We start from the raw sequence: 13,896 nt of genomic DNA on the forward strand, positions 1-13,896 counted from the left end.
GGTGGCCTTCGGATTCCGCAGCGAGCGTGCGCGCGACGACGAGTCGCGGCGCCTCGCCGAGGCGCGGGTCGCGGATGCCGTGCCGCCCGGGATGCGGATCGCCGCCGCCTGGTCGTGGCGCCTGCTCGTGGTGGCCGGCCTCGCCGCGCTCGTGATCTTCCTCGTCATCCAGCTGCGCTACATCGTCGTGCCGCTCATGGTGGCGATGCTGCTCGCGGCCCTGCTCGTGCCGTTCTCGAACTGGCTGCAGAAGCATCGCTGGCCGAAGTGGGCCGCGATCGCCGTCTCCGAGCTGGGTGTGCTCGCGATCATCGCGGGACTCATCTGGTTGACGGTGCGCACCGTCATCAGCGGCTACCCGGCCCTCGTCGACCAGACGCTGCTGCGCTGGGAGGACTTCAAGCACTGGATGCTCGAGTCGCCGCTGCATCTCTCCGAGGCCGACATCCAGGCCTGGATGGATCAGCTCATCCAGGGCCTGCAGGAGGACTCCGCGACGCTCTGGTCGGGGGCGCTCTCGGTCGGGTCGGGCGTCGGGCACTTCCTCGCGGGGTTCCTGCTCGTGCTGTTCGCGACGCTGTTCATCCTGATCGACGGCCGCGGCATCTGGCATTGGATCGTGCGGATCTTTCCGCGGAAGTCGCGGGCCGCGCTCATCGGGGGTGGAGAGGCCGGCTGGATCACGCTGTCGACCTTCGTGCGCGTGCAGGTGCTCGTGGCCTTCATCGACGCCGTCGGCATCGGGCTCGGCGCCTTCATCCTGGGCCTGTTCTACGGCGGCTTCCCGCTCGTCGTGCCGATCGCGATCGTCGTGTTCCTGGGTTCCTTCATCCCGGTCGTCGGCGCCGTCATCTCGGGGGCGATCGCGGTCTTCGTCGCGCTCGTGTTCCTCGGCCCGTGGCAGGCCTTCGTGATGCTGCTCATCGTGATCGGCGTGCAGCAGCTCGAGGGGCACGTGCTGCAGCCGTTCCTCGTCGGCAACGCCGTCAAGGTGCACCCGCTCGCGGTCGTCATCGCGGTCGCGGCGGGCGGCTTCCTGGCCGGCATCCCCGGCGCGCTGTTCGCCGTGCCGTTGGTCGCCACCGTCAACGCCATGATCGTCTACTTCGCGCGCGGCGATTGGCGCACCCATCCGCATCCGTCGGTGGCGGATGTCATCCCGCCCACGAGAGGCCGCATCACCCGTGACTGAGCTGCCCGGACCGACGCTCGACGAGATCCGTGCCGCGCGGGAGCGCGCGAGCGCGGTCGCCGTCGTGACCCCCATGGAGTCCTCGCGATTCCTCACCGAACTGCTCGAGGTGCCCGTGCACCTCAAGGCCGAGAACCTGCAGCGCACCGGGTCGTACAAGATCCGCGGCGCCTACAACCGGCTCGCCCGGCTGAGCGACCAGGAGCGGGCGCGCGGGGTCGTCGCCGCCTCCGCCGGCAACCACGCTCAGGGTGTGGCCCTCGCGGCGCGCGAGCTCGGCATCCGGGCCACGATCTTCATGCCGATCGGCGTCGCGCTGCCCAAGCTGCAGGCGACGCGCGACTACGGCGCCGACGTCGTGCTGCACGGGCACGTCGTCGACGAGACGCTGCAGGCGGCCGCCGAGTTCGCCGAGCGCACCGGCGCCGTCATCATCCCTCCGTTCGATCATCCGGATGTCGTGGCCGGCCAGGGCGGCATCGCGTTCGAGATCCTGGAGCAGGTTCCGGACGTCACCGACGTGATCGTGCCGATCGGCGGCGGCGGCCTCATCGCGGGCATCTCCTCGGCCTTCGCGCAGCTCGAGCCGGAGCTCGGCCGTCGCGTGCGCGTCGTGGGGGTGCAGGCCGACAACGCGGCCGCCTACCCGCCCTCGCTCGCGGCGGGGGAGCCGCTCGCGATCTCGACGGGGCCCACCATCGCCGACGGCATCGCGGTCGGTCGACCGGGGGCGCTCAACTTCGCGATCGTGCGGGATGCCGTCGACGACGTCGTGACGGTCGGCGACGACGACACGGCGCGCGCGCTCGTCGTGCTGCTCGAGCGTGCGAAGCTCGTCGTGGAGCCAGCCGGCGCGGTGGGGGTGGCCGCCGTGCTCGCCGAGAAGGTGACGGTGAGCGGGCCGACCGTGATCCTCCTCTCGGGCGGCAACATCGACCCGATGGTCATGGAACGCGTCATCAGTCGCGGTCTTGCCGCCTCGCACCGCTACCTCAAGGTCAACATCCCGTTGCCCGATCGCCCCGGCCAGCTCGCGCGCATCGCCGAGCTCATCGCCGAGGCGAACGCGAACGTCGTCGAGGTGCTGCACACGCGGCACGGCTACGGCCTGCAGATCAGCGAGGTCGAGATCGAGATCCACATGGAGACGCGCGGCGCCGAGCACGCCGAGCTCGTGCTGCGCCGACTGCGCGACGCGGGCTACAGTCCGCGCGTCGACGAGTGACGCCTCACCATTGCGCGTGGGTTGCGGCGGACGTAATATAGGCGAAAACCTATATTGAATGGAGCTGCCATGACCCTCATCGACGATCCGATCGGCACCGCCCGCCTCGTCACGCGCGAGCTGCGCACCGGCGAGCGCGACGGCGCGACAACCCGCATCGCCGTCGCGCGCCGCGAGTACCCGACCGACGCATCCGACCTCTGGAACGCGCTGACCGACATCGAGCGCATCCCGCGCTGGTTCCTGCCCGTGACGGGCGACCTCACGGTCGGGGGACGCTACGCCTTCGAAGGCAACGCATCCGGCACGGTGCAGAGCTGCGACGCGCCGCGTTCCTTCACGATCACCTGGGAGATGATGGGCGCGCCGTCGTGGGTGACCGTCACGCTCGCCCCCACCGCATCCGGAACCGAGCTCGAGCTCGTGCACGAAGCCCACGTTCCCGAGGAGTTCTGGGGCGTCTACGGCCCGGGGGCGGTCGGCATCGGCTGGGACGGCGCGCTCATGGGGCTCGGCCTGCACCTCGCCTCCGGAGAGGCCGTCGACGCGGAGCTCGCGATGACGCTGCCGTTCACCGAGGAGGGCCGCGCCTTCTACCGCACCGCCGCCGACGGCTGGACGGATGCGGCGATCGCCGCCGGCGAGGACCCGGATGCCATGCGCGCCGCGGGCGAGGGAGCGTACGCCTTCTACACGACCGCGCCCGAAGGGTCATGAGCGCCCTGCCCGCCGACCCGGTCTTCGAAGCGCTCGGCGATCCCGTGCGGCGCCTGCTCGTGCAGCTCGCGGCGGTCGGCGAGCAGCCGGCGGGCTCGCTCGTCGACGGCGTGCAGCGTGTGCACACGATCTCGCAGCCCTCGGTCTCGCAGCACCTGCGCGTGCTGCGAGATGCGGGCGTGCTGACGGTGCGCGCCGAGGGGACGCGCCGGTACTACGCGCTCGATCCGGATGCCGTGGGCGCCGCCCAGCAGTGGCTCACCGCGCTGCTCGACCCGCTCGCCGGTCTCGCGAACCCGCTCGACGCGCTCGCGACCGAGGTCGCGCGCGGCAAGCGCGAGGCGCGCCGCACGGATGGCGGGACGACCGCATCCGAGGCGGCTGCATCCGACGACCAGGCCACCGCCTGATCTCGCGGAGCGGAGTCGGGCGTCAGCCCTGGTAGGCCTCGACCTTGACGATCTCGACGGGGATCTCGCGTCCGTTCGGGGCGGTGTAGCTCAGCTTCTCGCCCACCTTGCGGCCGATGATCGCCTGTCCCAGAGGGCTCGACTCGGGGTAGACGTCGAGGTCGTCGGCGTCGGCCGCGATCTCGCGGTTGCCGAGCAGGAACAGCGACTTGTCGCCCGCGATCTTCGCCGTCACGAGTGTGCCGGGGGCGACGGTGCCGTCCTCGGCGGGAGCTTCGCCGACGGTCGCCGAGCGCAGCAGCTGCTTGAGCTGCAGGATGCGTGCCTCGATCTTGCCCTGCTCGTCTTTCGCCGCGTGGTAGCCGCCGTTCTCCTTGAGGTCGCCCTCCTCGCGCGCCGCCTCGATCTTCTTGGCGATGTCCACGCGAGCGGGGCCCTCCAGCTCTGCCAGCTCGGCCTTGAGGCGGTCGAACGACTCCTGGGTGAGCCACGTCGTGGTCTCGGGCATGGTGCTCCTCACAAACAATCGAGACCGGCACTCGGCCGGTCTCTGCAGGGTGATGCGTTGCCGACAGCCTAGGACAGATTGTCGATAAAAGCACCTGAGACGGCCGGTGAACCGCTCAGCCAGCAGCGGTAGACGGATCCACTTACGGTCGGTTCGCTCGTGCGCAGCGTCGCCCTCAGCACCCGGGTCGTCTCGGAGGAGGGCGGCACCTCGACGACGAGCCAACCGACCACCGCATGCTTCTCGCTCACCGCCTGCAGCGCACACGACACCGGGGTGTCGGCGGGAGCCGTCAGCTGCCAGCGCACCTCACCCGAGTCGTCGGAGTGGGCGACGTAGCCCACGTCCTTGGTCTCGAGCGAGGCCGAGAGCCCGAGCAGCCCCACCCAGACGACCCACGCGATCACGACGACCGCGACACCGATGGCCACGGCGATCGCGACGAGCCGCGTGCGTGCGGCACGCGCAGGTGTGCGGCCGTACCTCGCGGCGAGGTCGTCGTGGGTCATCTGGGGGCCTCCGAGCGGATTACGCTGCTTCTAGGCTATTCGGTTCGAGAAGGGCGATCGTGCGGTACTTCCTCCAGGCGGCGACGCCGTCCCCCAGCCCCACGACGCCGTTCGATCCCGATCTGGTGACCCCGGGTGTCATCGGCTTCGTCGTCACGCTCGGCCTCATCGTGGCGACGATCGTCATCCTCATCAGCATGAACCGGCGGGTGCGTCGCGTGACCTACCGTGCCGAGATCGCCGAGCGCCTCGACGCCGAGGAGGCCGCGGCGCACCCGGATGCCGAGGACCGCCCGAACGACCGCTGACGCAGACGCGGCCGCGCAGGATGCGTCAGACGTACACGGGGTTCAGCACGATCAGCAGGATCGCCGTCCAGTGGCACAGGAACGCGATCACGGTGCACGCGTGGAAGAGCTCGTGGAACCCGAAGACGCCAGGCACCGGGTTCGGTTTCTTGAGCGCGTAGAACACGGCACCGACCGTGTAGGCGACGCCGCCCACGAGCACGAGCACCATCATGGCGACGTTGGCCTGCACGAGGTCGACGATGTACATCATCGCGGCCCAGCCGAGCGCGAGGTAGAGCGGCACGTAGAGCCAGCGCGGCGCCTTCAGCCAGAAGATGCGGAATCCGATGCCCAGCAGGGCCCCGCCCCACACGATCGACAGCAGCACGACCGCCTTATCGGGTGGGAGGGCGCACACCGCGAGCGGGGTATAGGTGCCCGCGATGAGCAGGAAGATGTTGGAGTGGTCGAGGCGGCGGAACACCGCCTTGACGGTCGGGCGCCAGTTGAAGCGGTGGTAGACCGCCGAGATGCCGAAGAGCAGCAGCGAGCTCGCCATGAACACCGCAGAGGCCCACTTGGCCGCCGCGCCGTCGGCGAGGGCGATGAGCACGATGCCCGCGGCGATCGCGAGCGGGAAGGTGCCCGCGTGGATCCAGCCGCGCCACAGCGGCTTCGTCTCGACGGGCGGATGGTCGAGCTCGTCTTCGAGCAGCGGCAGCCGGGGAGGCCCGCACCCGGTTCCTGCTCGGCCTCCGCCTCGACGCGCGAGCCGGCGGGATCATCCGCGGTGCCGGAGGTGTGCTCGGACGGTGCCGGCGCGGGAGTCATGTCGCGAGATTATCGCGCGGTCATGACGCGAGCCTGGGAGCGGACTGGATCGCGCCTGGGCATGGCCTCGGCTAACGTAGCTGCGTGAGCAGGCGGGACGAACCGGGGGCACCGGGCTGCTCTACGGCCTCTATCAGGCGCGCCTGCGTCGCCAGTTGCAGAACGCGACCCTGCCGCACCACGTCGCCATGATCATCGACGGCAACCGCCGCTGGGCGCGCGATCGCGCCCTCGAGACCACCGCATCCGGACACCGCGCCGGCGCGGAGAAGATGCGCGAGTTCCTCGGCTGGTGCGACGACCTCGGCATCCGCGTCGTCACGATCTACCTGCTCTCGACCGACAACCTCTCCGGCCGCTCGAGCGACGAGCTCGACCAGCTGTTCGAGATCATCGCCGACCTGGCCGACGACCTCTCCCGCGCGGCCGACTGGCGCATCCAGCACGTGGGCACCACCGATGGACTGCCCGACCCGCTCGTCGCCGTGCTCGCGGCCGCCCAGGACCGCACGGCGGGCAACCGGGGCCTGCACGTCAACCTCGCGGTCGGCTACGGCGGGCGCCGGGAGATCGCGGATGCCATGCGCAGCATCGTGCGCGACCACGGTTCCAAGGGCGGCAGCATCGACGACCTCGCCGGCATCCTCACGCCCGAACTGATCGGCGAGCACCTCTACACGCAGGGGCAGCCCGACCCCGACCTCATCATCCGCACCTCGGGTGAGCAGCGCCTCTCGGACTTCATGCTGTGGCAGTCGGCGCACAGCGAGTTCTACTTCGTCGAGGCCCTGGGGCCCGACCTGCGCGAGGTCGACTTCCTGCGCGCCCTGCGCGCCTACGCCACACGGCACCGCCGCTACGGACAGTGAGCCCCCGATGACACTGACGATCGACGACTACATCGCCCGCTTCCACGAGGAGCCGGGCTACCTCGACTTCGCCGCGGCCGGACCGATCGGCGACTCGGTGCGGGCCGAGACGGAGGCGTTCCACACGCTGCTCGCCGGGGGCGCTTCGGCTCCTTCGCGCCGATCTTCGAGCAGGATGCGCGCGTGCGCGCCGCGGTCGCCGCCCTCACCGGGTTCCGCTCCGACCAGATCGCCTTCCAACCCAACACGAGCCAGGGGCTCATGCACGTGCTGTTCGGACTCACGGGGGCGTCGCCCTCTCGCCGAGCGAGTTCCCTTCGCTCCCGTTCGCGGCCGTGCGTGCGCAGCAGGCCCTCGGCGTGGTCACCCCGCAGTGGCTCGAGACCGACCACGGCCGCGTGACGCCCGGCAACATCCGCGACCAGCTCGACTCCTCGACCGTCGCCGTGGCGGTGAGCCTCGTCGACTTCCGCACCGGACACCTCGTCGACCTCGAGGGCATCCGTCAGGTGATCGGCGACCGACTGCTGATCGTCGACGCGATCCAGGGCTTCGGCGTGGTCGACGCCCCCTACGAGGTCGCGGATGTCGTGGCCGCGGGTGGTCAGAAGTGGGTGCGTTCGGGCTGGGGCACGGGTTTCCTCGCGCTCTCCGATCGCGCGCTCGAGCACCTCACCCCGGTCTGGTCGGGCTTCACGGCGTCGACGGCCGAGGGGCTGCCGCTCGACGAGGTGCCGCCGCCCGCGAGCGATGCGCGCGCCTACCAGGTCTCCAACAACGACCCGATCGCGATGGCGCGCTTCTCGGCCGCTCTCGAGGAGATCGCGGATGTCGGAGTCGCCGCCGTGAACACCCGGCTCGCCGAGCGGGTGAGCGAGGTCATCGACATCGCCGACGAGTTCGTGCTTCCGGTCGTCTCGCCGCGTGCCGAGGCGGAGCGGGCGGGGATCGTCGTGCTGCAGCCCGAGCCCGAGCAGTTCACCGTGCTCGCGGTGGCCCTGCACAATCACGGCGTGAGTATCACGACACGGCAGGGCACGGTGCGCATCTCCCCGCACGCGTCGACGGATGCCGAGACGCTCGGCCTGCTGCGTTCGGCCCTGCTGTCGTACGCGACGGCATCCGGCGCCCGCTGAGGTCGCTCGATCGATCACCGCGGGTCATCCACCCGGGGCGTGTCGCGCCCCGGAACCCGAGCCGCGGGCTTAGCGTCAGGTCATCAGGCACCGTGCCTGATCGGAGCGGCCACATAAGTTCGCTACCGTCGAGCCCCTGGCCGATCCGCGACAGGATCCGGGTGGCCTCCCACCCGGGGATGGAGTGGGAGTGCCCGAGCTCGAGAGCCCCAAGCAGAAGTCGACCACCACCGCGACTCGCACGTCGAAGCAGAAGGAGCGCACCTATGTGCTCGACACCTCTGTTCTGCTGAGCGATCCGCGCTCCATCTACCGGTTCGCCGAGCATTCCGTCGTGCTGCCGGTGGTCGTGGTGACCGAGCTCGAAGCCAAGCGCAACGACCCCGAGATCGGCTACTTCGCGCGCGCGGCCCTCCGCCTGCTCGACGATCTGCGCGTCGAGCACGAGCGTCTCGACTTCCCGATCGCGGTGGGGGATGCGGGCGGCACGTTGCGCGTGGAGCTCAACCACTCCAACCTCTCGGTGCTGCCCTCGGGGCTGCAGCTGAACGACAACGACTCCCGCATCCTCGCGGTGGCGCTCAACCTCGCCAACGACGGACTGGATGTCGTGGTGGTCTCGAAGGACCTCCCGCTGCGCGTGAAGGCGGCATCCATCGGCCTCGCCGCCGAGGAGTACCGCGCCGAGCTGGCCGTGGACTCCGGATGGACGGGTGTCGCGGAGCTCGAGATCTCGGGTGAGCAGATGGCCGAGCTGTACGACGCCGAGACGCTCGTCTCGCGGCAGGTGCAGGACATGCCGGTGAACACGAGCCTCGTCATCCACTCCGAGCGCGGTTCGGCGCTCGGTCGCGTGACGGGCCGGGGTGAGCTGCGGCTCGTGCGTGGCGACCGCGACGTGTTCGGGGTGCACGGCCGCAGCGCCGAGCAGCGTCTCGCGATCGACCTGCTGCTCGACCCGGAGGTCGGCATCGTCTCGCTCGGCGGACGTGCCGGCACCGGCAAGTCGGCGCTCGCGCTGTGTGCGGGGCTCGAGGCGGTGCTCGAGAAGCAGCAACACCGCAAGATCATGGTGTTCCGCCCGCTCTACGCCGTGGGCGGCCAGGAGCTCGGCTACCTGCCGGGCGACAAGGAAGAGAAGATGAGCCCGTGGGGCCAGGCCGTCTTCGACACCCTCGGCGCGCTCGTCTCCGACAACGTGCTCGAGGAGGTCGTGGAGCGCGGCATCCTCGAGGTGCTCCCGCTCACCCACATCCGCGGTCGCTCGCTGCATGACGCTTTCGTGATCGTCGACGAGGCGCAGTCTCTCGAGCGCAACGTGCTGCTCACGGTGCTCTCGCGCATCGGCCAGAACTCGCGGGTCGTGCTCACGCACGACGTCGCGCAGCGCGACAACCTGCGCGTCGGGCGGCACGACGGGGTGGCATCCGTGATCGAGACCCTCAAGGGCAACGCGCTGTTCGGCCACATCACCCTCACCCGCAGTGAGCGCTCCGCGATCGCGGCGCTTGTGACCGAGCTGCTGGAGGGCACCGAGCTCGCCTGAGCCGCCCGCGCATCCGCTTCGTCCCCGTCTTTGTCGAAAATGCAGGAGTCCCGCCGACGGTCGCCCGAAGTTTCGGGCGGTTCCGGTGGGTCACGAGCGCCGACTCCTGCATTTTCGACCTGGGGGAGTAGTCCGGGCGGATGACGCACCGCTCTGCTGCTTCGGGGTGCCGCCCTCCCGCATCCGTCCCGGTTATGTCGAAAATGCAGGAGTCATCGCGCCACACCCCTGACATGGCGGGGCACAGCTGCCCGCGAGTGGCGACTTCTCCTGCATTTTCGACATTGGCGTGGGGCCACGTGCGGATGCGGGAGCGTTTCGCGGCGCCCGCTCAGCCCGGCTGCGTCATCGAGAGCACGTCGAGCGCGCCGTCGAGCTGCTCCACCGTGAGCTCGCCGCGCTCCACGAAACCGAGAGCGATCGTCGCCTCGCGCACCGTGATGCCCTCGGCGACAGCGTGCTTGGCGATCTTCGCCGCATTCTCGTAGCCGATGAACTTGTTGAGCGGCGTGACGATCGAGGGCGACATGCCCGCGAGCGCGGCGGCGCGCTCGACGTTCGCCTCGAGGCCCTCGACGGTCTTGTCGGCGAGCACGCGCGAGCCGTTCGCGAGCAGGCGGATCGACTCGAGAAGCGCCGTGCCCATCACCGGGATCGCCACGTTGAGTTCGAAGCTGCCGCTCGCGCCCGCCCACGCGATGGTGGCGTCGTTGCCGACGACCCGCGCGGCGACCATGAGCACGGCCTCGGGGATCACCGGGTTGACCTTGCCGGGCATGATCGACGAGCCGGGCTGCAGGTCGGGGATGTGCAGCTCACCCAGGCCGGTGTTGGGGCCCGACCCCATCCAACGCAGGTCGTTGCAGATCTTGGTGAGCGACACCGCGATCACGCGCAGGGCCCCGGATGCCTCCACGAGGCCGTCGCGGGCACCCTGCGCCTCGAAGTGGTCGGCGGCCTCGGTGATCGGCAATCCGGATGCGGCGGCGAGCTCGGCGATGACCTTCTGCGGGAAGCCCTTCGGCGTGTTGATGCCGGTGCCGACCGCTGTGCCGCCGAGCGGCACCTCCGCGACGCGGGGAGCGCCGCCTCGATGCGCTCGATGCCGAGCCGCACCTGGCGTGCGTAGCCGCCGAATTCCTGACCGAGCGTCACCGGGGTGGCGTCCATGAGGTGGGTGCGGCCGGGCTTCACGGCGTCGGCCCACAGCGCCGCCTTGGCCTCGAGGGCTGTGGCGAGGTGGTCGAGCGCGGGAACGAGGTCGCCGATGAGGGCGCCCGTCACGGCGACGTGCACCGAGGTGGGGAACACGTCGTTCGAGGACTGCGACGCGTTCACATGGTCGTTCGGGTGCACCGGGGCACCGAGCTTCTCGGTCGCGAGGGTCGCGAGCACCTCGTTCATGTTCATGTTCGAGCTCGTGCCCGAGCCCGTCTGGTAGGTGTCGATGGGGAACTGGTCGTGGTGCGACCCCGCGATGATGTCGTCCGCGGCGGCGACGATGGCATCCGCGATGCCCTGGTCCAGCACGCCGAGCTCGGCGTTCGCGATCGCGGCGGAGCGCTTGATGCGCGCGAGCGCCACGATCTGGGCGGCCTCGAGCCCCGTGCCCGAGATGGGGAAGTTCTCGACCGCGCGCTGCGTCTGCGCGCGGTAGAGAGCGGATGCGGGAACCCGCACCTCGCCCATCGTGTCGTGTTCGATGCGGTAGTCGGCGTCGATGCTCATGACGTGCCTTTCGTGCGGTGTCGCGATGCGGAGTGCGGTGTCGCGAGGGTGTTCGGTTCAGACCTCGGCGCCGATGTCGCCGATCACGATCGACGGCACGACGACGCCTTCGAGGAGCTTGTAGTTGGCGCCCACCACGGCCAGGCGGCCGTCGGCCACCGCGTCCGAGATGAGCTCGGAACGGGCGACCAGTTCGGTGACCGTGCGGCGCAGGTGGGTGATCCCGACGGTCTCGGCGTCACGCGTCTCGGAGGAACGCACCGCGGGTCGGATGCCGGCCACGAGGCCCGCGATGTGCGGCGGCAGGGGGTGGCGCCCGGGGCGTCGAGGTCGATGGCGGCGCGGACGGCGCCACAGGTGTCGTGGGCGAGCACGACGATGAGCGGCACATCCAGCAGCGCAACCGGATACTCGAGCGACGCGATCGCCGAGTCGGTGATCACGTGACCGGCGTTGCGCACGACGAACAGGTCGCCGAGCCCCTTGTCGAAGATGATCTCGGCCGCCAGCCGGGAGTCGCTGCATCCGAAGAGCGCGACGTGCGGCTCCTGGAATCCGGCCAGCTCCTCGCGCCGCTCGACGTTCTGTCGTGGGTGTCGCGGGGTGCCCGCGACGAACCGCTGATTGCCGCGCACCATCTCCCGCCACGCGTCCGCGGGGGTGCGGCGGGTGTCGGTGTCGGTGGCGGTCATGCGAGCTCCTTCGCGATAGCGGTGGCCAGGAACGCGAACTCCGCGTCCTCTGCGGTTCCGGCGAGCACGATGGTCGAGTCGTCGGTGGTGGTCACGAGCGCATAGGCGACATTGCCCGGATCGGATGAGGTGCGTCGGTCGTAGCTGGTCCAGTCGACGCCGTCGATGGTGACGGTCGCGCCGGCGCGCGCGTCGCGCACCTGATCGGCGACCCAGCTCGCATTGGCGTCGATGCCCTGGATGATGGCGAGGTAGTCGCCCGCGGGGGTCGTGAAGCCGGCCGTCCAGACGGTGACCCCGTCGGAGCCGGTGGTCAGCTGGGCGTGGTTCGCGCTCCAGTCGTCGGGGAGCGGGGTGCGATGATCGGCACATCGCTGACGCCCTGCGCGGCGGCGGCTGATCCCGCGTAGTCGGCGGGCTCGTACAGCGCACCCCGATCGGGCCGCACGACGACCATGACCAGGAACGCCACGATGGCGAGGGATGCCAGTACCGCGATGAAGAGGTTGAGCGCGGTCTGACTGCCGCGGCGTTTGGCGCTCGCGGCGGCCTTGCGCTCGGCCGTCTCCTGCGGGGTCTCGGCACGGCCGAGCTCCGCGACGATGGGCCGTCCGGTCTCGTCGACTCCGGTGTCGCGGGGGCTCACGATTCCTCGGCCGCGGCACGCGCCGCGTCGAGGCGTGCCTTTGCGCCGACGAGCCACTCCTCGCAGCGACGCGCGAGCGCCTCGCCGCGCTCCCACAGACCCAGCGACTCCTCGAGGGTCGCCGCGCCCTGCTCGAGTCGGGCGACGACCTGCACCAACTCGTCGCGGGCCTCTTCGTAGCTGAGGGACGCGACGTCGGCCCGGTGCTCGTCGGCCCGGGCCTCGTCCGCACGGGGGCGTCGGTCATGCTCCCAGCTTACTCAGCCGTGGCCGCGAGCTCGCCGCGAGCGACGCGGATGCGCAGAGCCGCGCCCGAGGCGACCTGTGCAGGATCGCGCACCACGGCATCCGCCGCGTGCACGACGGCGTAGCCGCGGTCGAGGGTGCGCTGTGGCGAGAGCGCCCGCAGCTCGGAGCTGAGCCGGTGCACGGCCGTCTCGGCGCGCTCGACGCACAGCTGCACGAGGTGGGTGCCGCGATCGACGAGGCGGATGAGGTCTTCGGCCCGCGGCTGGACGAGCGCCTCGGGGTCGGCCAGCACGGGGCGGGAGCGCAGGGTGGCGATGCGGTCGATCTCGCCGCTGACGAGCGCGCTCATGCGCATCGACATGCGGGCTCGCGCCTGCTGCATGAGCGCCACCTCCTCGGCGACATCCGGCACGACGCGCTTCGCCGCATCGGTGGGCGTGGAGGCGCGCAGGTCGGCGACGAGGTCGAGCAGCGGGCTGTCGGCCTCGTGCCCGATGGCCGAGACGAGCGGCGTGGTGCAGGCGGCCGCCGTGCGCACGAGCTGCTCGTCGCTGAAGACGAGCAGGTTCTGGAAGTCGCCGCCGCCGCGGGCGACGATGATGACGTCGACCTCGGGATCGGCGTCGAGCTCCCGGATGGCGGCCGCCACCTCTCGGGGCGCCGCGGCACCCTGCACGGCCGCGTGGCGCACCCGGAACGCCACCTGCGGCCAGCGCAACTGGGCATTGCGCAGCACGTCTTTCTCGGCATCCGAGTCCTTACCCGTGACCAGGCCGATGCACTGCGGCAGGAACGGGAGCGGCTTCTTGCGGTCGGCGTCGAAGAGACCCTCCTCGCGCAGGGCGCGCTTGAGCCGCTCGAGCTGCGCCAGGAGGTCGCCGAGCCCGGCGTGCCGCAGGTCGGAGGCGACCATCGAGAGGGTGCCGCCGCGCATCCAGAAGTCCGGCTTGACGAGGGCCGTGACACGGTCGCCCTGGGCGAACTGCTCGGTGAGGCGCTGGAGCGTCGAGCTCCATACCGTGAGCGAGACGGTCACATCCTGCTCGAGATCCTTGAGCTTCGCGTAGACGATGCCGCGCGCGAGGTTCCACTGCGTGAGCTCGCCTTCGACCCACACCGATCCGAGGCGGTCGATGTAGCCCTTGAGCTCGCCGGAGAGGCGTGCGACGGGCCAGGGGCGTCGGCTGTCGGCTTCTCGGTCACGCCGCTCAGGCTACGCGAACCCGCCGACTCGCTCCCGATTCCGTGGCGCGGCTGGAGCCGTGACCTCGTGGCGGGAGATACGACCCCCGCTGCCGGGTCACGGCCCCAGCCGCGCCCAGGTACGCCACCGTAGACTCGAGGGCGT

The 13,896-nt window shown here is 70.6% G+C and carries 13 protein-coding genes and 4 pseudogenes; 8 read left to right on the plus strand and 9 right to left on the minus strand.

Going from position 1 to position 13,896, the window contains the following annotated elements; genetic code table 11:
• Position 1 precedes the first annotated feature (1 nt).
• The 4 genes from QQK29_RS10345 (at position 2) to QQK29_RS10360 (ending at position 3,544) form a co-directional block, all read left to right on the plus strand.
• Positions 2–1,192, plus strand: coding sequence for an AI-2E family transporter (locus QQK29_RS10345; RefSeq protein ID WP_284300071.1), 1,191 nt, complete (start codon positions 2–4; stop codon positions 1,190–1,192).
• Positions 1,152–2,417 (plus strand): threonine ammonia-lyase, encoded by a 1,266-nt coding sequence (ilvA, locus tag QQK29_RS10350; protein WP_284300073.1) that lies wholly within the window; start codon positions 1,152–1,154, stop codon positions 2,415–2,417. Before QQK29_RS10345 ends, ilvA begins: the two co-directional genes overlap by 41 nt.
• A gap of 69 nt (positions 2,418–2,486) precedes the next feature.
• A complete protein-coding gene (locus QQK29_RS10355; protein ID WP_284300075.1) occupies positions 2,487–3,134 on the plus strand; it encodes an SRPBCC family protein in 648 nt (215 codons plus the stop codon).
• Complete coding sequence (locus QQK29_RS10360; protein ID WP_284300076.1) at positions 3,131–3,544, plus strand: ArsR/SmtB family transcription factor; 414 nt, start codon at positions 3,131–3,133, stop codon at positions 3,542–3,544. Before QQK29_RS10355 ends, QQK29_RS10360 begins: the two co-directional genes overlap by 4 nt.
• A 22-nt stretch (positions 3,545–3,566) precedes the next feature.
• On the opposite strand, the gene greA is transcribed toward QQK29_RS10360, so the two are convergent.
• Together greA and QQK29_RS10370 are read right to left on the minus strand one after the other, a co-directional pair.
• Positions 3,567–4,052, minus strand: coding sequence for a transcription elongation factor GreA (gene greA / locus QQK29_RS10365; RefSeq protein ID WP_284300078.1), 486 nt, complete (start codon positions 4,050–4,052; stop codon positions 3,567–3,569).
• A 68-nt stretch (positions 4,053–4,120) separates the two neighbouring features.
• On the minus strand, positions 4,121–4,561 hold the full coding sequence (locus QQK29_RS10370; protein WP_284300080.1) for a DUF4307 domain-containing protein: 441 nt from the start codon (positions 4,559–4,561) through the stop codon (positions 4,121–4,123).
• Between the two features lie 59 nt (positions 4,562–4,620).
• Between QQK29_RS10370 and QQK29_RS10375 the strand changes: the two genes are divergently transcribed.
• Positions 4,621–4,869 carry a hypothetical protein gene (locus QQK29_RS10375; RefSeq protein WP_284300082.1) on the plus strand — a complete coding sequence of 83 codons (249 nt, stop codon included), beginning with the start codon at positions 4,621–4,623 and terminating at the stop codon, positions 4,867–4,869.
• 25 nt (positions 4,870–4,894) lie between these two features.
• Here the strand turns inward: QQK29_RS10375 and trhA are convergent, their stop codons facing one another.
• Positions 4,895–5,572, minus strand: coding sequence for a PAQR family membrane homeostasis protein TrhA (trhA, locus tag QQK29_RS10380; RefSeq protein WP_284301945.1), 678 nt, complete (start codon positions 5,570–5,572; stop codon positions 4,895–4,897).
• Between the two features lie 190 nt (positions 5,573–5,762).
• Between trhA and QQK29_RS10385 the strand changes: the two genes are divergently transcribed.
• The 3 genes and pseudogenes from QQK29_RS10385 to phoH2 all read left to right on the plus strand — a co-directional run bounded on the left by QQK29_RS10385 (position 5,763) and on the right by phoH2 (position 9,233).
• Positions 5,763–6,551 (plus strand): isoprenyl transferase, encoded by a 789-nt coding sequence (locus tag QQK29_RS10385; protein WP_284301946.1) that lies wholly within the window; start codon positions 5,763–5,765, stop codon positions 6,549–6,551.
• Between the two features lie 332 nt (positions 6,552–6,883).
• A pseudogene (locus tag QQK29_RS10390) lies at positions 6,884–7,687 on the plus strand (aminotransferase class V-fold PLP-dependent enzyme); the annotation flags it as partial.
• A gap of 190 nt (positions 7,688–7,877) precedes the next feature.
• On the plus strand, positions 7,878–9,233 hold the full coding sequence (gene phoH2, locus QQK29_RS10395) for an RNA 5'-3' helicase PhoH2 (protein WP_284300084.1): 1,356 nt from the start codon (positions 7,878–7,880) through the stop codon (positions 9,231–9,233).
• A gap of 331 nt (positions 9,234–9,564) precedes the next feature.
• On the opposite strand, the pseudogene QQK29_RS10400 reads toward phoH2, so the two are convergent.
• The 6 genes and pseudogenes from QQK29_RS10400 to xseA all read right to left on the minus strand — a co-directional run.
• Positions 9,565–10,961 (minus strand): annotated as a pseudogene (locus QQK29_RS10400) (class II fumarate hydratase).
• 57 nt (positions 10,962–11,018) lie between these two features.
• Positions 11,019–11,653 (minus strand): annotated as a pseudogene (locus tag QQK29_RS10405) (carbonic anhydrase).
• Positions 11,650–12,054, minus strand: a complete 405-nt coding sequence (locus QQK29_RS10410; RefSeq protein ID WP_284301947.1) for a DUF4245 family protein — start codon at positions 12,052–12,054, stop codon at positions 11,650–11,652. The pseudogene QQK29_RS10405 and the gene QQK29_RS10410 overlap by 4 nt, the downstream one beginning before the upstream one ends.
• Positions 11,967–12,299, minus strand: a complete 333-nt coding sequence (locus QQK29_RS10415) for a hypothetical protein (protein ID WP_284302065.1) — start codon at positions 12,297–12,299, stop codon at positions 11,967–11,969. Before QQK29_RS10415 ends, QQK29_RS10410 begins: the two co-directional genes overlap by 88 nt.
• Positions 12,296–12,457, minus strand: a complete 162-nt coding sequence (locus QQK29_RS10420) for an exodeoxyribonuclease VII small subunit (RefSeq protein ID WP_431308791.1) — start codon at positions 12,455–12,457, stop codon at positions 12,296–12,298. The genes QQK29_RS10415 and QQK29_RS10420 overlap by 4 nt, the downstream gene beginning before the upstream one ends.
• Before the next feature lie 20 nt (positions 12,458–12,477).
• Positions 12,478–13,725, minus strand: a pseudogene (xseA, locus tag QQK29_RS10425) (exodeoxyribonuclease VII large subunit); the annotation flags it as partial.
• Between the last annotated feature and the right edge of the window lie 171 nt (positions 13,726–13,896).

It is taken from the genome of Homoserinibacter gongjuensis, from assembly GCF_030161875.1.
GTDB classification, from domain to species: domain Bacteria; phylum Actinomycetota; class Actinomycetes; order Actinomycetales; family Microbacteriaceae; genus Homoserinibacter; species Homoserinibacter gongjuensis.